The sequence below is a fragment of the Aquidulcibacter sp. genome (assembly GCF_020253525.1).
Classification (GTDB): Bacteria; Pseudomonadota; Alphaproteobacteria; order Caulobacterales; family Aquidulcibacteraceae; genus Aquidulcibacter.
Genome location: NZ_JADCBK010000004.1, coordinates 98232 through 120955, shown reverse-complemented (window position 1 = coordinate 120955; position 22724 = coordinate 98232). Strand labels below are relative to the sequence as shown.

Annotated in this window: 17 protein-coding genes; 10 read left to right on the top strand and 7 right to left on the bottom strand. The window is 57.6% G+C overall.

Features of this window, described 5'->3' with window-relative positions:
• The first annotated feature begins 187 nt into the window (after nucleotides 1-187).
• Entirely contained in the window at nucleotides 188-847 is a 660-nt protein-coding gene (locus IOB61_RS01125) for a Fe2+-dependent dioxygenase (protein WP_290810926.1), read from the top strand.
• A gap of 4 nt (nucleotides 848-851) precedes the next feature.
• A complete protein-coding gene (locus IOB61_RS01120) occupies nucleotides 852-2132 on the top strand; it encodes a folylpolyglutamate synthase/dihydrofolate synthase family protein (protein WP_290810923.1) in 1281 nt (426 codons plus the stop codon).
• Here IOB61_RS01120 and IOB61_RS01115 read toward each other — a convergent pair.
• Nucleotides 2125-4065 carry a beta-galactosidase gene (locus IOB61_RS01115; RefSeq protein ID WP_290810920.1) on the bottom strand — a complete coding sequence of 647 codons (1941 nt, stop codon included), beginning with the start codon at nucleotides 4063-4065 and terminating at the stop codon, nucleotides 2125-2127. The two genes, IOB61_RS01120 and IOB61_RS01115, sit on opposite strands and share 8 nt — an antisense overlap.
• A 50-nt stretch (nucleotides 4066-4115) precedes the next feature.
• Between IOB61_RS01115 and galK the strand changes: the two genes are divergently transcribed.
• Together galK and IOB61_RS01105 are read left to right on the top strand one after the other, a co-directional pair.
• Nucleotides 4116-5234 carry a galactokinase gene (galK, locus tag IOB61_RS01110; RefSeq protein WP_290810917.1) on the top strand — a complete coding sequence of 373 codons (1119 nt, stop codon included), beginning with the start codon at nucleotides 4116-4118 and terminating at the stop codon, nucleotides 5232-5234.
• Entirely contained in the window at nucleotides 5231-6247 is a 1017-nt protein-coding gene (locus tag IOB61_RS01105) for a UDP-glucose--hexose-1-phosphate uridylyltransferase (protein ID WP_290810914.1), read from the top strand. The genes galK and IOB61_RS01105 overlap by 4 nt, the downstream gene beginning before the upstream one ends.
• On the opposite strand, the gene gltB is transcribed toward IOB61_RS01105, so the two are convergent.
• On the bottom strand, nucleotides 6244-10800 hold the full coding sequence (gltB, locus tag IOB61_RS01100; protein ID WP_290810911.1) for a glutamate synthase large subunit: 4557 nt from the start codon (nucleotides 10798-10800) through the stop codon (nucleotides 6244-6246). The genes IOB61_RS01105 and gltB overlap by 4 nt on opposite strands.
• 56 nt (nucleotides 10801-10856) lie before the next feature.
• Entirely contained in the window at nucleotides 10857-12314 is a 1458-nt protein-coding gene (locus tag IOB61_RS01095; RefSeq protein WP_290810908.1) for an NAD(P)-dependent oxidoreductase, read from the bottom strand.
• 288 nt (nucleotides 12315-12602) lie between these two features.
• Between IOB61_RS01095 and IOB61_RS01090 the strand changes: the two genes are divergently transcribed.
• Nucleotides 12603-13403, top strand: coding sequence for an undecaprenyl-diphosphate phosphatase (locus IOB61_RS01090; protein WP_290810905.1), 801 nt, complete (start codon nucleotides 12603-12605; stop codon nucleotides 13401-13403).
• On the opposite strand, the gene coaBC is transcribed toward IOB61_RS01090, so the two are convergent.
• Nucleotides 13400-14611, bottom strand: coding sequence for a bifunctional phosphopantothenoylcysteine decarboxylase/phosphopantothenate--cysteine ligase CoaBC (gene coaBC / locus IOB61_RS01085; protein WP_290810902.1), 1212 nt, complete (start codon nucleotides 14609-14611; stop codon nucleotides 13400-13402). The two genes, IOB61_RS01090 and coaBC, sit on opposite strands and share 4 nt — an antisense overlap.
• A 36-nt stretch (nucleotides 14612-14647) precedes the next feature.
• Nucleotides 14648-15124, bottom strand: coding sequence for an Lrp/AsnC family transcriptional regulator (locus IOB61_RS01080; RefSeq protein ID WP_085340610.1), 477 nt, complete (start codon nucleotides 15122-15124; stop codon nucleotides 14648-14650).
• Nucleotides 15125-15227: 103 nt separating this feature from the next.
• Between IOB61_RS01080 and IOB61_RS01075 the strand changes: the two genes are divergently transcribed.
• Both IOB61_RS01075 and IOB61_RS01070 read left to right on the top strand, forming a co-directional pair.
• The gene (locus IOB61_RS01075) at nucleotides 15228-15491 is read left to right on the top strand and encodes a DUF6356 family protein (RefSeq protein ID WP_290810898.1); all 264 of its coding nucleotides are present in this window, start codon (nucleotides 15228-15230) and stop codon (nucleotides 15489-15491) included.
• 42 nt (nucleotides 15492-15533) lie between these two features.
• Complete coding sequence (locus IOB61_RS01070; protein ID WP_290810895.1) at nucleotides 15534-16541, top strand: putative sulfate exporter family transporter; 1008 nt, start codon at nucleotides 15534-15536, stop codon at nucleotides 16539-16541.
• Here the strand turns inward: IOB61_RS01070 and IOB61_RS01065 are convergent.
• Together IOB61_RS01065 and IOB61_RS01060 are read right to left on the bottom strand one after the other, a co-directional pair.
• On the bottom strand, nucleotides 16538-17254 hold the full coding sequence (locus IOB61_RS01065) for a GntR family transcriptional regulator (protein ID WP_290810892.1): 717 nt from the start codon (nucleotides 17252-17254) through the stop codon (nucleotides 16538-16540). The two genes, IOB61_RS01070 and IOB61_RS01065, sit on opposite strands and share 4 nt — an antisense overlap.
• Nucleotides 17251-18510, bottom strand: a complete 1260-nt coding sequence (locus IOB61_RS01060) for an acetyl-CoA hydrolase/transferase C-terminal domain-containing protein (RefSeq protein ID WP_290810889.1) — start codon at nucleotides 18508-18510, stop codon at nucleotides 17251-17253. Before IOB61_RS01060 ends, IOB61_RS01065 begins: the two co-directional genes overlap by 4 nt.
• 111 nt (nucleotides 18511-18621) lie before the next feature.
• On the opposite strand from IOB61_RS01060, the gene IOB61_RS01055 reads away from it, so the two are divergent.
• From IOB61_RS01055 to IOB61_RS01045, 3 genes are read left to right on the top strand one after another with little or no spacing between them, the layout of a single operon-like run.
• Nucleotides 18622-20028, top strand: a complete 1407-nt coding sequence (locus IOB61_RS01055; protein ID WP_290810886.1) for an MmgE/PrpD family protein — start codon at nucleotides 18622-18624, stop codon at nucleotides 20026-20028.
• Nucleotides 20025-21407: a hypothetical protein gene (locus IOB61_RS01050; RefSeq protein WP_290810882.1), complete on the top strand. Its 1383-nt coding sequence runs from the start codon at nucleotides 20025-20027 to the stop codon at nucleotides 21405-21407. The genes IOB61_RS01055 and IOB61_RS01050 overlap by 4 nt, the downstream gene beginning before the upstream one ends.
• On the top strand, nucleotides 21407-22603 hold the full coding sequence (locus IOB61_RS01045; RefSeq protein WP_290810879.1) for an amidase: 1197 nt from the start codon (nucleotides 21407-21409) through the stop codon (nucleotides 22601-22603). The genes IOB61_RS01050 and IOB61_RS01045 overlap by 1 nt, the downstream gene beginning before the upstream one ends.
• Nucleotides 22604-22724: the final 121 nt, after the last annotated feature.

Sequence of the window (22724 nt, the reverse complement as noted above, 5' to 3'; positions counted from 1 at the left end):
GAGGTTCCCCCTTCGCCGCCAGGTTGGCACGCGGCCACGCCGACCAAAGCCATTGCGCTGACACCCATCAGGGTCCACATGCGGGGCTTGAACTCAATCATATCTACTTCCTTGCTGCGAAAAACACTATTTTGTGAGTGTGGCCGAGGCTAGATGAAAATGCAAGTCGTTTGCAGGTAGGGTGCTGATGTTAATTACGATCGACCAGATGTTAGGTACTGAGGACCTAGAGCGCGTGCGTACGGAGGTTGAAGCCCTATCCTTTATAGATGGGAAGGCCACCGCGGGGGGCTTGGCGAAAACGGTGAAAAACAACCAGCAGGCCAAAGGAACAGCGGCAGACGCCCTAATTGAATTTGTCCAGCGCGCATTGGAACGCCATGATGTGTTTCAAGCCGCCGCCCAGATTAAGACCTATGGGCCAATCCTGATCTCGCGGTACCAACCCGGCATGGCCTATGGCCTCCATGTCGACAATGCCTTTATGAATGGGGTTCGGTCAGACCTGTCTTTCACCTTATTCCTGTCAGACCCGGATAGTTATGAAGGGGGTGCTCTGTGCGTCGAACAGCCTGCGGGTCGACAAACCATTAAGCTGCCAGCCGGGAGTTTGGTGCTGTATCCCTCCACGACATTACACGAAGTTGAGCCCGTCACGCGCGGGGAGCGCTTGGCCGTAGTCGGCTGGATTGAGAGCCGGGTCTTGTCCGCCGAAGGGCGCGAAGCCCTGTTCGACTTGGCCCAGGTGCGTGCCAGCCTTGCGCTTATGCCCGAGGTTGATCCCATGGTACGCCTGACGCTACAGAAGGCCGAAGCCAATCTGATACGCCTGTTGAGCCGATCCTAAACCCATGAATGCCGCTGACTTATTCTATAGCTTCCCCCGCAAGATTGATCTGGGGCTTGCCCGCGTTGCTGCGGCATTGGAGGCCTTGGGCCGTCCGCAAGATTTGATCCCGCCTGTCATTCATGTGGCGGGCACCAATGGCAAAGGTTCAACCGTCGCCTTCTTGCGCGCCATGGCCGAGGCGGGGGGCCTTTCAGTCCACGCCTATACGTCGCCGCATCTGGTCACGATCCATGAGCGCTGGCGGATTGCTGGTCAACTTATCGGCGAAGAAGCCCTTTTGGAAATCGGTCAGCGGATCCAAGCTTTGAGCAATCAAATCCCGCTTACCGTGTTTGAGGCTGAAACAGTTGCTGCCTTTGTCGCCTTTAGTGAAACCATGGCGGACCTGACTTTACTAGAGGTCGGCCTTGGCGGGCGCTTGGATGCCACCAATATCGTCACCAAACCAAAGCTGACCATCATCACCCCAGTCGATTTCGACCATAAGGAAATGCTGGGCGATACTTTGGCCAAGATTGCGGGAGAAAAGGCTGGCATTCTGAAGCCGCACATCCCGTGCGTTGTCTCCCGCCAAGCCGATGAAGCGCTAGCGGTGATTGAGCGGCGCGCCGAAGCTTTAGGAGCACCCCTTCTCGTCTTTGGGCGGGATTGGGATTGCTATTCTGAGCGCGGCCGCCTGATCGTGCAAACGCAAGACCGCCTGTTAGATTTGCCCTTACCAGGCCTGCCCGGTCACCATCAGCTCGAAAACGCAGGGGCCGCGGCTGTAGCCATGACCCTCTATGGCTTAGATGAAGGTGCAATCGCGACAGGCGTGCAACGGGTCAGTTGGCCTGCCCGGATGCAGCGCTTGCAAACTGGGCCCTATGCTGAAATGGCCTTGGCGGCAGGGGCAGAGCTTTGGCTAGATGGCGGTCATAATCCACACGGCGCTGCGGCGGCGGCATCCTACATGGCGAGTCTTCAAGCCAAAGACTCGCGGCGATTGGTGCTGATCACCGGCCAACTGGGTACCAAAGACCCCACAGGCTTTTTCCAAGCCTTCCAAGCCCTAAAGCCTGAGGTCATTACCGTGCCGATCCGGACTTCTGATGCGGGTCGACCGCCCGCCGAACTGGCAGAGATGGCGCGCGCGATGGGCTTTGACGCTCTTTCTGCCGATACACCCTTGGACGGGCTAAAACTCGCCTTGGCAGAGGGCGCTGGACCTGCCCGCGTGCTGATCTGCGGTTCGCTCTATCTGGCTGGCGACGTGCTGGCTGACGGCCCTGCGCTTACCTAATCCGCCAAGCCGCTACGCCCGCTGCGGCCAAGCTTGGGCCGCCGATAACATAGTCAAAACGATCGGCATCGGGGACATGATCGCCTAAGTTCACGGCCTCAGCCTCATAATTGATTGCAAACATAAACCCGCCGCGTCGGCGCAAGCGCAATCCGTCTGGCAGGCTCAAGGTGGCAAGGCCCCGCGCTTCGCAGCGCCGCCGCAGCACCGCGTCTAACAGCGCAGCATCTGGCCAGCAGGCTAGATAATCGACTTTGTCGGTCTGATACCAAATGCCATGACCGCTCGTCGTAAAAGCTTCGGGTACAAGATCCGTTTGGATATGCTCTAGCCAGCGTGTAACTTTGAACGGGCCTGCCTGTTCGACATGACCCGGGCGCAGACTTTCAACACGGCTGACGACCAAGGGGATCAGCTCTTGTGCCGGACCCGGGGCGAGATCAGCCGGGATTTGGAAATCTTGGGTCTTTGAGCCCGCGCGCGGCCCCAGCACACAGGCCGCACCACTGGCTTTAATCTTCGCGCTCAATCCTTCTGGCCAGAAAATCTGCAAGGGGCAGAGGATCAGTTGGTAGCCGCTGAGGTCGGCACTTGGGTGCACGACATCTACCGACAAGCCCAAACGGCGCGCCGCGCTATAGAAGTGGATCAGAAGTTCCAGCCCGCGATAGTCCCGGCCTTGCGGCTGAATCTGGTTGGCCCAAATAGCTTCATAATCAAACAAAAGCGCGACTGGGGCTTGGGTGGTGGTGGCACCAGCCACAGCTTCAAGTTCTGCCGCGACTTGGCGGGCTTCTCCTGCCGCTTCAGCTTCCGCGCTATCGGGCCGCAACAGGCCTGCATGCATTTGCTCTTGCGCAAAAGGGGCTTGTCGCCAGCGGAAGTAAGAGACGCATTCTGCCCCATGGGCAAAAGCCTCCCAGGTCCAAGCGCGCACCATGCCGGGCAATGGGGCTGGATTCCATGGTGCCCAATTCACGGGACCTGGCTGTTGCTCGATGACCTGCCAGCGGCCCTGACCCACGCCACGATAGAGGTCATGGTGAAAGGCAGTGAAGTCTGGATGGCCTTGACGTAGGAAGCGCTCTTTCGTGGCATCCGGCCACCAAGCCTGCTCCAAAAAGCCTAAGGGATAAGAATCCCAAGCGGCCACATCTAATTGCTTGCCGAGCTTGAAATGATCAAAAGCGGTAAACATGCCCATATAATTGTGCAGCACATCCTTTCCCGGACTATGGGCACGCAGGATATCGGTTTGCACACGGTCAAAGGCAGCGACTTCATCGCTAGCAAAGCGCGCCCAGTCTTGGCGATGGGCTGGATTGGCTTCGGTGACCGTCTCAACCGGAGGATCAATCTCCTCAAAACTACGATATTCCATACTCCAAAACACATTGCCCCAAGCCTGATTCAGGGCTTCGATCTTGGCATACTTTGCCGCCAGCCAGAGGCGAAAGGCCGCACGGGCGGATTTGGAATAGGAGATAATCGTATCGTGACAGCCATATTCATTATCGGTCTGCCACGCAGCAATCGCAGGGTGTTTGCCATAGCGCTTAGCTAAAGCCTCGACAATCCGGGCGCATTCGGCGCGGTAAGTCAGGCTTGAGAAACAATAATGTCGCCGAGACCCAAAATGGCGGGGCCGACCATGTGCATCGACAGCCAAAACATCGGGGTGCGCGTCAATCAACCATTTGGGCGGCGTTGCGGTCGGTGTGCCCAGAACAATATGCAGGCCGTGCTGATGCAGAGTTTCAATCGCGCGATCCAGCCAGCCCCACTCAAAAGTGCCTGGCACCGGCTCAATCCGGCTCCACGCAAACTCGCCAATCCGCACTTGGGTAATGCCGATTTCGGCCATGCGCTTGGCGTCTTCAGCCCACATAGCTTCGGGCCAATGTTCAGGGTAATAGCAAACGCCTAACTTCATGTCCGTTTTCCATCTTGGCAGCGTGCCGAAATAAACCTAGCGGTGTTCCCATGACGAACCCAACTCAGTCTCAGATCGCTCTCGAACGCTTTAAGGATGCTTTTGACGGTACGCCAAGGCTTTTTCGTGCGCCGGGGCGGATCAATATCATTGGCGAGCATGTGGATTATGCAGGCGGTAAAGTCATGCCTGCGGCGATCGACTTTGCCTGCTGGGTCGCAGCACGCCCGAATGGACTAGATGTGCTGCGGGTCAGCAGCGATCTGGGGCAAGGCGAGTTGCCATTGGATCATTTTGTAAAGCAGGGCGACTGGCGCGATTATGTCGCTGGCGTTGCCTTTGCCTTGCGCGACGCAGGCCATCAGGTGGAGGGCCATGACCTTGCCATAGCCTCTGACGTACCGATGGGTGCCGGGGTTTCATCCTCGGCCGCCCTCGAAGTTGCCATTGGCTTGGCTTTGAGTGGCGGCGCGGTGACGGGCAAGGACCTCGCGCTTGTCTCCCAAGCGGCTGAGAACACCTATGTCGGCATGGCGTGCGGCATTATGGATCAGTTCGCCAGCGCCTGTGGCGTAGAGGGCCATGCCCTCATGCTGGATTGTGCCACCTTGGCTTACCAGCCCATCCCGCTGCCTTCCACCGCCTGCTTCTTGATCGTAGATTCAGGGGTCAAGCACCAGCACACCAGTGGCGGCTATGCCAGTCGCCGCGCCGATTGTGAGGCCGCTGCCGCGACCTTGGGCGTAACTCTTTTAGCCGAAGTGACAGACCTGGCCGCACTCGACAGCTTGAGCGGCAATCCATTAAAGCGCGCGCGCCATGTATTGACCGAGATTACCCGCACCCAAAAGGCAGAGGCTGCGCTCGTACAAGGTGATTTGACCGAACTCGGTCGCCTTCTGAATGCCAGCCACGCCAGTCTGTCAGCGGATATGGAAGTTTCGACACCCGAAGTGGATCGCTTAACCGCTTTGGCCCAAGCCACGGAAGGTGTTTATGGTGCGCGCATGATGGGTGGTGGCTTTGGTGGTTCCATCATTGCTTTGGTGGAGCCAGAACGAGCTGCCACGGCGCTGGAGGCAATTTTAGAGACCTATTCCGCCTATTTGGGCCAAAGACCTGGGGCTTTTGTTGTTCGGGCAGCCGCCGGTGCCGGAGAAGTGGCATGAGGGACCAAAAGCCACATCGGCGACAGAATTTGCTTACAGGTGAGTGGGTGCTGGTTTCCCCCCACCGGATGGGCCGCCCTTGGCAAGGCGAGACGGGCGACAGCACACCCCCGTCCGGCTTGGCCCATGATCCAGCTTGCTATCTCTGTGCGGGCAATGCCCGCGTCGGTGGGGTGATCAATCCCACCTATGACGGCGTGTGGGTATTCGACAATGACTTCCCCGCACTATTGGCACCAGATGGGGAGGCGGGCCAGACGTCTGATCCTGTCTTGGTGGCAGAGCCTGAGACGGGTGTTTGTCGCGTCATTTGTTATACGCCCCACCATTCTAAGACCATGGCCAGTATGACGCAGGACGAGATCGCCTCTGTGGTACAAGTCTGGACAGCGCAGTGGCAGGAGCTATCGGCGCGCCCGGACTTAGCCTCTGTGACCATTTTTGAAAATCGCGGCGCAATGATGGGGGCCAGCAACCCTCATCCCCATGGTCAAATATGGGCAACCTCTAGCGTTCCAAACGAGCTTGCGACCGAAACGGAGCGGCAGGCCGCTTGGCTTGAAAAGAATGGCTCGCCCCTTCTGATGGACTATTTGGATCGTGAGCTAAAGGATGGCAGCCGCATCCTGTCTGCCAATGCCCATTTTGTAGCTCTGGTGCCGTTTTGGGCGGCTTGGCCGTTTGAGACCTTAATTCTGCCGCGTCGTCCTATCGCGGCCTTGGATGAATTGAGCGGGGAAGAACAACACGATCTGGCTGATGTTTTGCGCCGCTTGACCGCCAGCTATGACCGCGTTTTCAACGCGCCCTTCCCCTATACGATGGGCCTGCACCAACGCCCGACACAAAGCCCAGCGCCGGGCTTTGTGTTCCACATGCACTTCTACCCGCCGCTGTTGCGCTCTGCCACGGTGCGGAAATTCATGGTGGGCTTTGAGATGCTGGCCATGGCCCAGCGCGACCTCACACCAGAGGCCGCCGCCGAGCGCTTACGGGCGGTTTGGGTCGACTAAGCGCTTGCCAAAGCAGCCTCTGCGTCCAAGGGTTCTGCCAGACGGCTAAGCATTTCCTTGGGCACGACTTGCCAAACATTGCCGAGTTCATTGGCCAGATCATCCAAGATACGCCGCCCCAAGGGTGAGCCAGTGGCTTGAACATGGCGTTCCAGCAGACTGGTGAATTGGCTTTCCCAATAAGGACTACCAATTCGGCGCCAAACGACGCTGTCGGGATTGATCAGTTTGGGCAAGCGGTTCGGTGGGTCCCAGACAAAGGCCATACCGCCTGTCATTCCTGCAGCGAAATTGTCACCAACAGGCCCAAGCGATATCACAAGGCCTCCGGTCATATACTCACAGCCATTGGCCTCCATACCTTCCACGACAGCAGAAGCGCCGGAATTGCGTACGGCAAAACGCTCCCCCGCTTGGCCGGATGCCAGCAAAGTTCCCGAGGTCGCGCCATACAGACACGTATTGCCGATGATGGCGTTTTCCTCTGGCTTCAAGCCAGAGCCTGGAGGGGGCCGCAGCACGATGGTTGCCCCCGATAGGCCCTTGCCGACATAATCATTGGCATCACCTACCACGTCCAAGGTCAGGCCTTGGACGCCAAAGGCACCGAGGGATTGCCCGCACGAGCCTTCCAGCCTTACCGTCAAGCGGCCTTCGGGTAGGGCACCCATGCCAAACTTGCGTACGATGGCGCTGGAAGAACGGGTGCCGATGGCGCGTTGCACGTTGCGAACGCCATAAGCCAACTGCATCTTCTCGCCACGCTCAAAAAAGGGCGCTGCGTCGCGCAGGATTTGCGCGTCCAGTGTATCGGGCACTTCGACGCGGGGCTTATCGGTGCCAAAGCGGGTTGGTTTTGCCCCTTCCACGCGCACCAAAAGTGGGTTCAAGTCTAGGTCGTCAAGGTTAGCAGCCCCGCGGCTGACTTGGCGCAATAGATCGGTGCGGCCTACGACTTCGTTCAGGGTCTTAAAGCCGAGGCTAGCAAGGATTTCGCGCACATCTTCCGCGATGAAGCTCATCAGATTGACGACTTTTTCCGGCGTGCCCGTAAAACGCTGGCGCAGCGCCTCGTCCTGCACACACACACCTACCGGGCAGGTGTTAGAGTGGCACTGGCGTACCATGATGCAACCCATGGCGACGAGAGAGGCAGTGCCGATGCCAAACTCTTCTGCGCCCAGCATCGCCGCCATCACGATATCGCGGCCGGTGCGCAGGCCACCGTCGGTGCGCAGCACCACATGGTCACGCAGATTATTGAGCGTCAACACCTGATGGGCTTCCGCAAGACCTAACTCCCACGGAATGCCGGCGAACTTGATTGAGGTTTGGGGTGAAGCACCTGTGCCGCCAACATTGCCAGCAATCAGAATGATGTCGGCCTTGGCTTTGGCCACACCTGCGGCCACCGCACCGATACCCGATTGAGCGACCAGCTTGACGCACACCTTCGCCTCGGGATTGATTTGCTTCAAATCATAGATCAGCTGGGCCAAATCTTCGATCGAATAAATATCATGATGAGGTGGGGGGCTGATCAGGGTCACACCGGGTGTGGCATGGCGCAGGCGCGCGATCATTTCGGTGACTTTAAAGCCGGGCAATTGCCCACCTTCACCGGGCTTGGCACCTTGTGCGACTTTGATTTCAATCTCGCGGCACTGGTTCAGATACTCCGCCGTCACGCCAAAGCGGCCAGACGCAACCTGCTTAACGGCGCTATTGGGATTATCGCCATTGGGAAGTGGCTTGTAACGCTCGCGGTCCTCTCCGCCTTCGCCGGAAACTGACTTTGCGCCGATCCGGTTCATCGCCACATTCAACGTGCCATGCGCCTCAGGGCTTAAAGCACCGAGGGACATGCCTGGCGTATTAAAGCGCTTGCGGATTTCATTGAGGCTCTCAACTTCCTCCAAGGCAACGGCTTTATTGGTCGATTGGAAGTCTAACAGGTCGCGTAATTGTATGGGCGCGCGCCCACTCAATAGGCTGACATATTTCTGATAGGCGGCATATGAGCCTGTGTTACAAGCTGTTTGTAGTTGGTGGATCTGGGCAGCTTCCAAAGCATGTGGCTCACCCGAGGCGCGGGCCTTGTACAAGCCACCAATCGGCAAACTCACGACTGCTTCTTCCCACGCTTTGGCGTGGATTGCCTGGGCCTTCAGGGCAATCCCCTGGAGACCGATGCCGGAAATGCGCGAACTCATGCCGGGGAAGAAGTCTGCCACTAAAGCGCGCGACAGGCCTAAGGCCTCAAAATTATAGCCGCCGCGATAGGATGAAATGACCGAAATCCCCATTTTGGACAGGATTTTTAGAAGGCCCGCTTCCACCGCTTTCTTATAATTCACCACCGCCTGGTTCAGGGTCAGATTTCCCAAAAGACCGCGTGCATGCCGGTCGGCAATCGCTTCTTGCGCCAGATAGGCATTGACACAGGTCGCACCCACGCCCACCAAAACCGCGAAATAATGCGTATCGACGCATTCAGCGGCGCGCACTGTGATCGAGCAATAAGACCGCAAGCCTTTGGCAACCAAATGGGCATGCACGCCACCCGTTGCCAAGATCATGGGCGCAGCAATTCGGCCGGGGCCTTGATGCTCATCGCTCAATACCAGTTGGCTTTGGCCCGCGCGCACCGCATCTTCAGCTTGCGCCTTGATCCGGTCCAGAGCGTCGCGCAAGGCAGCCCCTGCTAAGTCCGGGTCTTCTGGTAGATCATAGCTACAGTCGATGAAGGCGACGCCTGCGCCCAACATGGCAACCATGCGATCATACATGCCGGTGGTTAGCATCGGGCTATCCAGCACGAATACGTCTTGCTGGGTTTCGTCATGGGCCAAGATATTGCCGAGGTTCTTGAAGCGGGTCTTGAGGCTCATCACCCGCTCTTCACGAAGTGGGTCGATAGGCGGGTTGGTCACTTGGCTGAAATTCTGCTTGAAGAAGTGCGACAACGGCCGATAGCGCGAGGACAGAACCGCCAGCGGGGAATCATCGCCCATCGAGCCCAAGGCTTCTTTACCCTCTTCTGCCATTGGCGCGAGGACTACTTCCAATTCTTCCAAGGTCAGGCCCGCGGCCACTTGCCGGCGCAGTAATTCTTGGCGAGTATAAAGCTTGGGCTCTGGCCCTGGTCCGATGCGAGCTTCCAGATTCACAACATTGGAGTTCCACTTCACATAGGGGTGGGCACTGGCCAATTTGTCGATGATCGCTTCATGGGTGTAGAGCTTGCCCTTCTCCATATCGACGGCCAGCATTTCACCGCGCCCAACGCGGCCCTTTTTGGTGATAACACGCCCGTCGAGCGGGCACATACCCGTTTCGGAGCCGACAGCCAAAATGCCATCTTGTGTCACTGAATAGCGCATGGGGCGGAGGCCATTGCGGTCCATCCCGGCCACTGCCCAACGACCGTCATAAATCGCCAAAGCGGCCGGCCCATCCCATGGCTCCATTACCGCATTACAATAAGCATAAAGCGCCATGTGGCTCGGCTTCATGATGTTTTCTTGCTTGGCCCAAGCCTCTGGCACCAATAGCGCCTTGGCCATGGGGGCAGAGCGGCCCGCGCGAACCAAGACTTCGCACACATTGTCGAGCGCCGCGGAGTCTGATCCGCCAGCCTGCACAATCGGCTTCACGTCTTCCTGATAATCGCCAAAGGCTTCAGACGCCATGGGGATCTCATGGCTTTTCATCCAATTGATATTGCCCTTAACCGTATTGATCTCGCCATTATGCGCCAACATGCGGAAAGGCTGGGCCAAATGCCATTGCGGGAAAGTATTGGTCGAATAGCGCTGGTGATAAATCGCCACCGCCGATACGAACTTCTCATTCTGCAAGTCTGGAAAGAAGGTATCGATGCTTTCAGCTAAGAACATACCTTTGTAGATGACCGACTTTGACGAAAACGAGCAGACATAAAAGCCCGTTACGCTCGACGCCAAGGCGCGCTTTTCAATGCGGCGTCGACAGATGAACAAGGTGCGTTCCAGCTCCTCGGCGCTGCGACCACGTGGGTCGTAGAACAGAATCTGCTCAATCTCAGGCCGGGTTGCATTGGCCTTTTCGCCAATGACCGAGATATCGACCGGCACTTGCCGCCAGCCATAGATATAAAAGCCAAAGTTCAAGATTTCGCGTTCAACAATAGTCCGCGCAGTCTCCTGTGCCCCAAAGTCCGTGCGCGGCAAGAAGATCATGCCGACGCAGATTGGATCGTCCGTTGGGCTATGGCCCGTGCGTGCCACTTGCTCGCGGAAAAAGTCTTGCGGCACATCAACCCGCACGCCCGCCCCATCGCCCGTCTTGCCATCGGCATCAACGGCCCCACGGTGCCAGACATTCTTCAAAGCCTTCAGCGCCATCGCCACAATGTCGCGGCGCGGTTTGCCATCGAGAGCACAGACGAGACCGACCCCACACGAATCCTTTTCATCCTCTGGATTATAGGCATTTCCATCGGTCAGGATCTGCCGGTTCTTGAGATAGAGGTCGATATCGCTAGAGCCGGTGGGTGGGAAAGAAGTGGTCATGGTCTTGTGCCTTTGGCGAGCCGAAGCCCTGTTTTGTCTGCGAAGTGTGGGACGGCTTATTGGGCCGCAAATTTAGCTGCGGTGGCGCGCATCCGGGCCTGTTTGCGCATGGCTGTATGCATATGCTCCGCGGCCTCACGGCCATCCTTGATTGCCCAGACAACTAGCGAGGCCCCGCGAACAATATCGCCTGCGGCAAAGACGTTCGGGATGGAGGTCTCGCCCGTGATTGCATCCGCCCGAATCGTGCCCCAGCGGCTGACTTTCAGGGCAGGCTCATCAAACAAGGTCTGCACATTTTCGGGGTCAAAGCCCAGCGCCTTAATGACCATATCAGCAGGCACCTCAAACTCGCCACCTGCAACTTCTTCAGGGCTTTGTCGTCCCGAGGCATCAGCTTCGCCTAGGCGCATGCGTGCGGCCAGAACGGAGGTAACACCAGCTTCGTTCGAGTGGACCGCCTTTGGCGCAGCCAACCACTCAAATGTCACGCCTTCATCTTCGGCATTGCTGACCTCGCGGGCGCTGCCCGGCATATTGGCGCGGTCGCGACGATAGAGGCAGGTGACTTTTGCCGCCCCTTGCCGGATGGCGGTGCGAACGCAGTCCATTGCCGTATCGCCGCCGCCAATGACCACCACGCGCTTGCCCGCCGCATTAAGTGCGCCTGCCTCAAAGTCTGCGACCTGATCACCCAAACCCACGCGATTAGAAGCGGTCAGATAGTCCAAAGCCTCAACGACACCTGGGCCGCTCGAGCCGGGGCAAGGTAAAGCGCGGGCTTTATAGACGCCGATCGCAATCAAGACGCTGTCGTGAGTGGCGCGAAGATCGGCCAGCGTCCCATCTCGGCCTATTTCATAATTGAGCCTAAATTTCACGCCCGAAGCCTTTAAATGCTCCACTCGGCGGGTCACCACATCCTTTTCCAGCTTGAAGCCGGGAATTCCATACATCAAAAGACCACCTGCGCGGTCATAGCGGTCATAAATCGTGACCTGATAGCCCTTGTTGCGCAGCGCTTCTGCGGCAGCCAGGCCACCAGGGCCCGCACCAATGATACCAACATGCTCTGCCAGTTCCTTGGGCGGCACAATCGGCTCGATCCAGCCATTCTCCCATGCGGTCTCGGTGATATAGCGCTCCACAGCCCCAATCGTGACAGCGCCATGGCCAGATTGCTCAATCACGCAGGCACCTTCACACAGGCGGTCTTGCGGGCAGATGCGGCCACAGATTTCGGGCATTGAGTTTGTCGCAGAAGATAGCGCATAGGCCTCCTCAAGTCGGCCTTCCGCCGTCATTTTCAGCCAGTCAGGAATGTTGTTCTGCAGGGGGCAACCGGATTGGCAGAAGGGCACACCGCATTGTGAACAGCGCGAAGCCTGCTCATTGGCCTTTTGGGTGATGAACTCCCCATAAATCTCGTGGAAATCCGCCGTACGCGCAGAGGCAGGACGCTTCTCGGGCGTTTGGGGGTCAATACTGACGAATTTAAGGAGCCGTTCGGCCATAATTGTCTCGCAATTCCAAAGATCACCAGCGCAATCGCCACGCCAGCCTAGCTTCCGTTACCGTCAAAGCTCGGCTTTGCCAAGTTCAATCTGCATTATTAGGTAAGCTATGGTACCTATATAGGCTGGACGGACGAAGCTGACCACCAAATGGTCGCGATATGGTGAAGACTTAGGCGTGCTTATAGGTAATGAAGTATACCTATTACACAGATGCAAGCTCGGCTGGTTTTGCGCGTGAAGCCATGCCATGAGGCCTTTCACCACGCTTGCAGTTGAATGGATGAGATGAGCGATTACCTCGTAGCCGTTTTGTTGGGCATTATCGAAGGCCTGACAGAATTCTTGCCGATTTCGTCGACAGGCCACTTAATTCTGGCCGAGCAATTGCTGCCCGGTGATGTTCCCGACACGTTCGAGACTATGATTCAGCTCGGGGCGGTCCTTGCCGTCGTGGTACTTTATTTTGAAAAGCTCTGGGGGGCCTTCATCACGCTTCCTTCGAGCCCCGCATCGCGCCAATTTGCGGCAGCTGTCCTTCTTGCCTTTTTTCCGTCGATGATGCTCGGGGCCTTGCTACACGACTTCATCAAAGGCGTTTTGTTCAGTCCAGTCGTGGTATCGGTGACTTTGGTTATTGGGGGCATCTTGATCCTGCTGGCCGAGCGGTTCCGTCCGCAGCCGCAAGTACTCGATGTTGATGACATCTCGGTCGGCCTGGGTTTGAAGATTGGTTTGTGCCAATGTCTGGCGTTGATCCCGGGCATGTCGCGTTCGGGAGCCACCATTATTGGGGCCATGATGCTGGGTGTCGACCGCAAGCCTGCAGCAGAATTCAGCTTCTTCCTCTCTATCCCGACCATGGTGGGGGTGTTTGCCTATGAAGGCTGGAGCAATCGCGAGGCTCTTCTGGCGCAAGGTGGGCAAGACCTAATTTTGGTCGCCATCGGCTTTATCGTCTCGTTTATCACCGCGATTTTTGTGATAAAATTATTCATTGGCATCGTGCAGCGCATGGGTTTTGCGCCCTTTGCCTATTACCGGATTGTGGTCGGCCTCTTGATGTTAGGGATTTTCTGGCCGTTCTAGGCGGGTGAAGTCTTGAAATGCGCTGAAATTGCTTCAGCGAGGCGGACGGCGATTTGGGTTTTTGGCGCTTCGGGCCAACTTTGGTGCCCTTCTGCGGTGACCAGCAGAATTCGATTGCTCTCCCCACCCATCACATCGCCAGATACATCATTGGCCACTACCCAGTCACAACCTTTTTTTGTCCGTTTGGCCGTGGCATAGGCTAAGACTTCGTGCGTTTCGGCCGCAAAGCCAATGACCAGTTTCGGCCTTTTCGGCCCCGGTTGGGCAATGGTGGCCAGAATATCTGGGTTTTCAACCAAAGTCATAGCGGGTGCTTTGACGTCACCCTTCAACTTCAGCTTTACATCTGCCCGGGTCTCGGGCCGCCAATCAGCAACAGCCGCAACGGCAACAAAAATATCGGCGGGCAAAGCACTTTGACAGGCTGCCAACATCTCCCGCGCGCTTTCCACCCGCACCATGCTCACGCCCGGCACATCGTTCAGCGCTGTAGGGCCCGACACTAAGGTCACCACTGCGCCAGCTTCGGCGAGTGCGTGCGCAATGGCATAGCCTTGCTTACCGGAAGACCGGTTGGACAAAAAGCGGATGGGGTCAAACGCCTCTAAAGTTGGCCCGGCAGTCACAACGGCGCGCTTGCCTCGCAAGGGTTTATCGGCAGAGGCTTTGTACCAAAACGCTTCTAGGGCCGTGGCTATGGCTTCAGGCTCTGCCATACGGCCAAGCCCATATTCGCCACAGGCCATCGCCCCTTCATCGGGTCCAATGAAGTGAACACCATCTGCGCGCAACGTCGCCAGATTACGCTGCACCGCAGGATGTTCCCACATGCGGACATTCATAGCCGGGGCCATCAAGACGGGCTTATCAGTCGCCAGCAAAGCCGTTGAGGCCAAGTCATTGGCCAAGCCATTAGCAACTTTGCCAATCAAATCCGCCGTCGCCGGGGCCACCAAAACCAAGTCCGCACTGCGCGACAATTCAATATGGCCCATCTTGGCTTCATGGGTCAGATTGAACAGCTCTTGATGCACGTCATCCTTGGTTAGGCTCGCCAAAGTCAAAGGTGTCACGAATTGGCTGCCCGCTTGGGTCAGGATAACCCGACAGCCAATGCCATGCTTGTCCAGCGCCCGCACCAATTCGGGGGCCTTATAGGCAGAAATTCCGCCACCTACGATCAAAAGGACGCGCTTTAAGCTCATGCCTGCCCTTTAGACCATAAAAACTTGTACCAAAAGCTAAATTCGCAAAGGAACGGCGGTGGTGAATTTGATGGTCTCCATGGCAAAGCTGGAACTCACATCGCTCAGCTTCGCACTCCGGATCAATTTTTTGTAGACGCGGTCATAGTCGGCGATGGAAGCGACCAAGAGTTTGAGCAAATAATCGGTATCCCCGCTCATGCGGTAAAACTCCACCACCTCAGGGATTGCCGAGACCGAGCGCGCAAAGTTTTCCAGCCATTCATCAGAGTGGTCCGACGTTTTGATGGCGACAAAGACCGTCATGCCAAGACCAACCGTTTCGGGATCGATCAAGGCCACCCGCTTGGCGATAATGCCCGCTTCTTCCATCCGCCTAATTCGTCGCCAAGCTGTATTGGCCGACATCGCCGTGCGCGACGATATTTCCTCCAAAGATACAGAGGCATCGGTTTGAAGTATGGACAAAAGCTTAATGTCTGCTTCGTCGATTTTTTGATTTTCTGGCTTCATGATCGAAGAATTATATCAAAGCCTTGCTGATACTCAATAAGAAAGTGAAAATTTACCATAGAATCTGTGAGAACCTTTTCCAGTAAAGAGGGAGAGAGCAGACATGTTCAAAAAATTATTCGTCGAGCATCCAGAGAGCGTTGGCGAAACCTATTTTGAACATTTAGGCGTGGCCTTTAGCTTTGGTTTCCAAATGTTGGGGGCGGCTTTTGCCTGCATCATTCATGGCCTAATCCCTGGCCTTTTCAAATCTACAGGAAGCCAAACCATTTGTTGCCTGCACGACCGGATGGTTTTGCACCGTAACCGCAAACATAACGCCACACCGGCCCCAATTGCACAGTCCGGTGAAACAGCCCTAAGCTAATATAGTCAGCGCGTGGGGTGATGCGCATGAGTGTGGGGCCTAATGATTAAATCGCTTTCAAAGTTTGGCCCCGGTGTAGGCTTGGGCCTGTTTCTGGCCGCCATCGCTTATTTTCCGACCCAAGGCACGCGCGTTCCCACCCTGTTGATCGCTTTGCTTCTTGGCATGTTGGCAGCGATTGTGTTGACCAAGCCCGCCTTTAAGCCCGGCAATGATCTATTGGCGAAGCCTTTGTTGCGGGTTGGCGTTGCCCTGATGGGCTTTCGGATCACAATCTCAGACTTGCAGGCCCTGGGCTGGCAACCCGCCGTAATCGCAGTCTCTGCCGCTTTTGGCACCTTATGCTTAGGCTATCTCGCCGGACGCGCTTTGAAACTTCCGCGCGCCACGGCGTTCTTGACGGCGACCTCGGTTGCGATTTGCGGGGCTTCGGCCGCTTTGGCGATTGCCACAGTTTTGGCGCGCCGTCCCAATTCCAATGTGGAGCGCGACGTGGTCGCCACCGTGGCGAGCATTACCATTATCGGAACGATTGCTGTGGTGGCCTATCCGGCGTTGTGTCACTTCTTCAATATCCCAATGATTCCTTCAGCGGTGTTCCTCGGCGCATCCATCCATGAAGTTGCCCAAGTCGTTGCGGCGTCGGACGTCTATGGCGAAGCGGCAACCCCTGCAGCCACCACCGTTAAAATGATCCGCGTAGCCATGATGCCGGTCGTGATCTTTGGCCTGTTGATGATCTTGTCTTGGCGCGACCGGAAAGAAGGCGAACAGGAAGAAAATGAAGCCACCGTGCCGGTTTTCCTCTTGGGCTTTGTGGCCGCCATCGTGGTCGCCAATACAGGCTGGTTGACGCCTGAAGGCATTGCCGCCCTGACCAAGATTTCCAGCATCTGCTTGATCGTCTCGATGGTCGCTTTAGGGGCCAATACCTCAATCAAGGGCGTGATGCTGTTGGGCCCACGCGCGGTAGGAGCCCTTCTGATCCAGACCGCCATTATTGCCGCTATCTCCGCCACAGGCGTCGGCATTATGATGATGGCAAGTTAGCGACTAACCGACATCGAATAGGTGAAATGCTCGCCCGGATGGATGCTGATGCTGGCTTGATAAATATGGCCCGAAGCATCGCCATAGCGTCTCCGTGTGCGAAGTGCTGGATCGCCCGCATGCTCGTGCAGGCGCTTGGCTAGGTCGCGGCTTAACTTGATCGCGGAAATATCCTGCTCAATCGTGGCCGCCAGAACCCCAGAATGGCGAGCGATATATTCGGCAATGGCATGGGGCCAATCGTCCAAAGCGGCGCGCGGTGGCGCAAGGTCTGCCCGGACACAGATGCGGGTATGGGCGAGAGGTCTGCCGCCGCTTGCGCGCACCCGCAGACCATCAATCCCGATCCAATCCAACGTTGGGTCAAGGCCCATAGCCACCAAATCTGCGGGATCAGCGACGCCATAGCTTTGAATGACAAGGCGCGTATCGCGCGCATATTGAAGAATATCGCCAATCTCGCCCCAGCCTTGCGAGAAGGGGCCAACGGGTTTGGCGGCAATCACAACGGAACCTGCACCCCGCCGCCGCTCAATCAGGCCTTCATCGGTTAGGATACGCAAGGCGTCACGGGCGGTATGGCGTGAGACTTGATGGGTGGCACACAGGTCAGATTCAGTAGGAAGTAGGCTGCCGGTTGGATACTGGCCAGACGCAATCGCTTTGCGCAACTCATCTGCCAAACGGCGATAGAGGGAGTTGGGCGCACTCATAGTTTGCCACCTTTGTGTTGCGCCCAAGCGGCCAACAAGTCCGCACGATGCTGAGGGGCTGCGAGCGAGATGATTGCTTGGGCGCGCGCCTCGCTGTCGAGGGGTTCAAGATCAATTGCACCGTGCTCGGTCACCAAAATCGGCGCGTCAGAGCGGGCGATAGACACACTCGGTGCGCTAAGGCGCGGCACAATTCGGCTTTCTCCTTGCCTGCCGAGACTTTGCACCATCACGATGGGCTTGCCACCGGGGCTGAGACGCGCGCCACGCAAGAAATCGACCGCCCCGCCAACGCCTGCCAAGGTGCGCGATCCAGCGAACTCACAATTGATCTGGCCGAACAAATCTACCTCCAGCGCCGCATTGAGGCTGATAAAGCGCGCAATCGCGCCAAGATGGGCCGCGCCGTGGGTCTCGGCAATCGGGATCAGCTTTAAGCGCGGCTCTTGCGCCATACGGGTCTGCAGTGTGTGACTGCCAAGAATAGCGCCAGCCTTCAAACTTCCCTCGGCTTCTGCCAAGGCCCCAGCCTCCATTAGCGGCAGGACCCAGTCGCCAATCAAGCCCGAATGGATGGACAGCCCGCGGCGGTTGGTCAGCCCCGCCATAATCGCACCGGGCAATTTGCCAATCCCCGCCTGCAATGTCGCCCCATCCTCAATCAAGCCTGTCACGTGCTGAACCAAGGCATGCACATCACCCGAAGGCGCTGGCGTCGATAATTCCGCAGGCGGGGCATCGGCCTCCACCCACGCATCCAAAGCGCCTAAATGCAGCTTTGGCGCCCCCCGCACCACGGGCAAGCTGGGATTGATCAAGCCTAATTTAAAAACAGCGCGATCAAAAAAGGCTGGGCTTGCATCCGCCGATAAGGACAGCGAGCAAAAGCCATCGACATCTGGTGGGGAAAGGTGAAACACCGCCGCCTTGAACGGTGCCGTCTGGAAGAAGCGCCAAGCGGCTGAATAATGACTGGGGATCACGCGGGTCTGCCCCGTGGCGATGGTCGCCGCAAAGTCAGGGCTTGGCAGAAAAACCTCTGCTTGTGCTTCGGGCGATAGTGCAGCCCAATCCAAACGATTAAGCCCCGGAATGAACAGGCCACAAAAGCTCACCCCATCGGCCAGTCCGGGACTTTCCCGAAAAGCTTCTGCCAAGGTTAAAGGCTCCACTGGCCCTGCTGGAATGAAAACACGCCCGCCGCGCGCCCGTTCAGCCAATAGTCTCGCTGCCTCTGCCGGCGAAGGCAGTTTCAAGGATGGGGCATTGGGTGGCCTAGGCGTCATGGTCTGCAGGTTTTTCCAGTCTCGATCGGCAAAATGGGTCAGAGCGATTGCGCTTCCCTCATAGCATGCTATGTCCCCAATATGTCCGGACAAAGCTCAGAGTCTATACAGACGGATGCGCCACACACAGCGGCGCAAAAGCTCGCCCAACATGTGGCCTCAACCACTTTGGCCAATCTACCGCCCGAAGTGGTCCAAGCTGTCCGCAACTTTACCTTGGATTTGATTGGCGTTGGAATTGCGGGCACCCGTTCCCCCTATGCAGCAGGTGTCCGCCAAGCGGCAGCAGCATGGGGCGATGGGACCCATGCGAATGTTTTTGCCACCGGAGAAGCTTTGCCCGCCCCCCATGCCGCCTTCGTCAATGCGTTTCAGGCCCATGCGTTAGAGTTTGATTGTGTGCATGAGGGGGCGGTTTTGCACCCGTTCACCGTGGTAGTCCCGGTCTTACTGGCGGACGCACAACGGGTAGGCCTCAGTGGTGAACGCTATGTTTCTGCGGCGGCGATCGGGGTTGATGTTGCAGCAGGCCTCGGTGTCGCGGCAAAGTCCCAAATCCGCTTCTTTCGACCTGCCACCTGTGGCCTGTTCGGCGCGGTCGCGGCACTTTCTCATGCCAGAGGCTTAAGTGCGGACCAAACGGCCCACGCTTTTGGCTATGCGCTTGCCTTTGCATCCGGCACGATGCAGGCCCATGTTGAAGGCACGCCCGCTTTGGCGGCTAGTGTCGCCGGGGCCGCCCGCTCTGCCTTTGTCGCGGTTGATTTGGTCGAAGCAGGTCTGCCCGGACCCATGGGATCCATCGATGGGCCGTTCGGCTATCTCTCGCTGTTTGAACGCGACATAGCGTTAGAGCCTGTGATGGCAAGCCTTGGCCAAAATTGGCGCGCCGCAGAGGTCAGTTGGAAACCCTTCCCCAGTGGTCGCGCCTCCCACGGGGGGATCGACATGATCCAAGACTTGGCGCGCCAAGGTCTGACGGCCGACAATCTCGACCATCTGACGATTTCAGCCCCGCCCTTGATCCACCATCTGGTCGGTCGCCCCATCGCGCCCCCGCCATTGGAAGTCAATTATGCCCGTTTGTGTCTGCCCTATGTCGGCGCGATTGCTTTGACTAAGGGCGATGTCGGGCTGACAGACTTTACACCAGATCGCCTCAATGATCCGGCGATTCATGCGCTTGCGGCTCGCATCAAAGTTGTTGTCAATGAGGTGACAGAAGCCTCTGCCTTTGTGCCGCAATCGGCGCGCGCCGTTCTGAAGGATGGTCGGGTTCTGGACGTGGCAATCGACAAACTTTTGGGCACACCCCAACGCCCCTTGAGCCGGCAAGCCCATCTGGCAAAGTTCCGAGCCTGTTGCGCCTTTGGCTTTGGCCGGGCCAATCCTGAGCTGGAAGACGCCCTTATCGAGGCCACAGACCAGCTGACCGAACTCACTGATGTCGGCCTGTTGGGCCGCCTTGCCGCAGGGATCCTCTCGTGACGGATTTACACACCAGCTTCGCCCAAAGCCTCGATTATCCAGCCCTCCTCAAAGACCACCCGATTGGCGATGACTTTGTGAAGATGGCAACCAGCATCAGTCGCGACCAGTTACGCGCCCATCAAGAGCGCCTGTTTCAAAAGCTCATGGCGCGGGCGGCCAAGACCCACTTTTATCAACGCCTGTGGGGCAAGCATGGCATTGAAGCAGGCGACATCCGCTCGCTCGACGATTTGCCCAAATTGCCCACTTTCGGCAAGCAAGAAGTTGTCGAAAGTATTGCGCTCCACCCCCCGTTTGGTGACTTTGCGGGCTTGGATTCCTATCCCGATGGTGCCCGCCCGCCGATGATTTTTCACACGACCAGCGGTACAACGGGGCGACCCCAGCCGCTCTTCTTTGGGGCCAAAACCCGGGAGGTGCAGAACCTCTTGCTCGCCCGCCTGTTCCGCTGGCAGGGCATGCGCCCCAGCGATGTCGTCCATTCCGTCTATGGTCACGGCATGATCAATGGCGGGCATTATATCCGCGAGGCCGTCACCCGCTGGACCAGCGCAACCTTCATGTCGGCGGGCACCGGCATCGAAACACGCAGTGCGGCGCAGGTGGGCCTGATGCGCGACTTTGGCGCAACGGTGATTTTGGGCTTCACCGACTATATCAAAAAGCTGGCAGAAGTGGCCCGCGCTGAAGGGCTAGAGCCCGGGGTGGACATCCCCATTCGCATGATCTCGGGCCAATTTGGCCGGGAAGATAAGGATGCGGTCTCTGCCCTTTGGGGTGGGGCGGCCTGCTATGACTGGTATGGCGTCGGCGATACCGGCATGATCGCAGGCGAAGGCCCCGACCGGGATGGTCATTATGTGATGGAAGACGCGCACTGGGTGGAAATCTGCGATCTCGACACCGCACAACCCGTACCGGACGGCCAAACAGGCGATCTAGTCGTGACTTGTCTGTTCAAGGACGATGTCTATCCCATCATCCGCTTCAACACCCATGACGTCAGTGCCTTCCGCACCGACACAAGCGCGATTAGCGTGCAGTTCAAACGCATTGAAGGCTTCCTCGGTCGATCCGACAATATGGTGAAGCTGCGCGGCATCAATGTCTTCCCGCAAGCCGTCGGGCCGATACTGGCAGAGCTTCCAGCCTTTGCGGGCGAGTGGATCTGTAAAGTCGTGCGTGATGGGCAGGGCCGCGACGAGCTGATCGTGGTGTGTGAAGATCGCGGTGGTAATCCCGAAGCCTATCGCGAGACCTTGAAGCGCAAGCTGGGCATTGAAGCCCAGGTCGAATTGGTGCCGCCCGGCGGCACCGCTGCTTTGACCCAGATTGAGTCCAGACAAAAGCCCATTCGCCTGCTAGACCACCGCTGATGGATCACGCAAAACTTCTCGCCGCCAATCAAGCCCTCAAGGCCTTCATCGCCTTTGATGAGACCCCGCCAAACGAACAAGGATCGCTTGCAGGTCTTCGGCTGGGGGTAAAGGGCAATATTGCGGTTCAGGGCCTTGCCAATACGGCTGGCTCGCAAGCCCGCCGCCACGCAATTGCCACCCATGATGCTCCCGTTGTCGCGTTGTTGCGTGAGGCGGGGGCTGAGATTGTCGGCACCCTGAATATGCATGAAGGTGCCCTGGGGGCCACGACCGACAACAAGGCTTATGGCCGCTGTATCAACCCGTGGCGGCCCAATTTCTCACCCGGCGGCTCGTCGGGTGGATCGGGTGCGGCAATCGCTGCAGGTCTTGTCGATGCGGCTTTGGGGACCGACACGATGGGCTCCATCCGTCTGCCGGCTTCTTATTGTGGCGTGTATGGCTGGAAGCCCTCGGGCACTTTGGTGTCCCAGAGCGGTGTCGTGCCCTTGTCGACCACTTTGGATCAAGTTGGACCTTTGGCCAAAGATCCTGAAACACTTTGGGCTGTCGCGAAAGTCTTGGGCGCGCCTGCCCCACTGACCTCGCTGCAGGGCTTACGTTTTGCCGTGGCCCGCGACCGTGTAGCCCCACCAACGCTGATCCAGCCCAGCTTTGCAGCGGCATGCCAACGCTTGCGCGACGCGGGGGCAGAGGTCATCGAGATTGATCTGGCTTTGGGCTTCACCGACATTGACGTCGTGTTGGCTTGTCTGTTGGTGTGCGAAGTGGAAGGCGCGCGTGAATGGGCTGCTGAACTAGCCGACCCAGCATCAGGCTTAACGGCTGAATTTAGGGCCATGCTGCTCTATGGCCAAGGCGCGCCGCAAGCCCGGATTGAACAGGCTTATGAGACGATCGCGCTTACCAAGGAACGGTTGCGTCGCTGTTTTGCGCGCGAAGACTTGGCGGGCGTGATCAGCCCGACCGTTTCGCACCTTGCCTTTGATCACGATGTCGGCCCGCCCGTGGATCAGGCCTATGCCACCATGTATGCCAATGTCGGCGACCTGCCTGCGATCAGCGCGCCCATGGGCCTGATCGACGGCTTGCCCATCGGATTCCATGCCATGACGGCACCCGGCCGTGAAGACATCGCCCTCGGTCTCGCCAGCCTTTTCCCGGCCATGACCCTGCCAGTTTGGCAAGACTAAACGCGCCACCCCCACGATGTCATCCCCGTCGAAGCGTCAGCGAAGAGCGGGGACCTCAGCGAGTTTGCACCACAAGGTCTGGGACGCGGCTGACGCTGTTCGGGATGATAACGGCTCAGAT

Coding starts and splice junctions, on each gene's coding strand:
- IOB61_RS01125 (WP_290810926.1), top strand. CDS start 188: ATGTTAATTACGATCGACCAGATGTTAGGTACTGAGGACCTAGAGCGC.
- IOB61_RS01120 (WP_290810923.1), top strand. CDS start 852: ATGAATGCCGCTGACTTATTCTATAGCTTCCCCCGCAAGATTGATCTG.
- IOB61_RS01115 (WP_290810920.1), bottom strand. CDS start 4,065: ATGAAGTTAGGCGTTTGCTATTACCCTGAACATTGGCCCGAAGCTATG.
- galK (WP_290810917.1), top strand. CDS start 4,116: ATGACGAACCCAACTCAGTCTCAGATCGCTCTCGAACGCTTTAAGGAT.
- IOB61_RS01105 (WP_290810914.1), top strand. CDS start 5,231: ATGAGGGACCAAAAGCCACATCGGCGACAGAATTTGCTTACAGGTGAG.
- gltB (WP_290810911.1), bottom strand. CDS start 10,800: ATGACCACTTCTTTCCCACCCACCGGCTCTAGCGATATCGACCTCTAT.
- IOB61_RS01095 (WP_290810908.1), bottom strand. CDS start 12,314: ATGGCCGAACGGCTCCTTAAATTCGTCAGTATTGACCCCCAAACGCCC.
- IOB61_RS01090 (WP_290810905.1), top strand. CDS start 12,603: ATGAGCGATTACCTCGTAGCCGTTTTGTTGGGCATTATCGAAGGCCTG.
- coaBC (WP_290810902.1), bottom strand. CDS start 14,611: ATGAGCTTAAAGCGCGTCCTTTTGATCGTAGGTGGCGGAATTTCTGCC.
- IOB61_RS01080 (WP_085340610.1), bottom strand. CDS start 15,124: ATGAAGCCAGAAAATCAAAAAATCGACGAAGCAGACATTAAGCTTTTG.
- IOB61_RS01075 (WP_290810898.1), top strand. CDS start 15,228: ATGTTCAAAAAATTATTCGTCGAGCATCCAGAGAGCGTTGGCGAAACC.
- IOB61_RS01070 (WP_290810895.1), top strand. CDS start 15,534: ATGATTAAATCGCTTTCAAAGTTTGGCCCCGGTGTAGGCTTGGGCCTG.
- IOB61_RS01065 (WP_290810892.1), bottom strand. CDS start 17,254: ATGAGTGCGCCCAACTCCCTCTATCGCCGTTTGGCAGATGAGTTGCGC.
- IOB61_RS01055 (WP_290810886.1), top strand. CDS start 18,622: ATGTCCGGACAAAGCTCAGAGTCTATACAGACGGATGCGCCACACACA.
- IOB61_RS01045 (WP_290810879.1), top strand. CDS start 21,407: ATGGATCACGCAAAACTTCTCGCCGCCAATCAAGCCCTCAAGGCCTTC.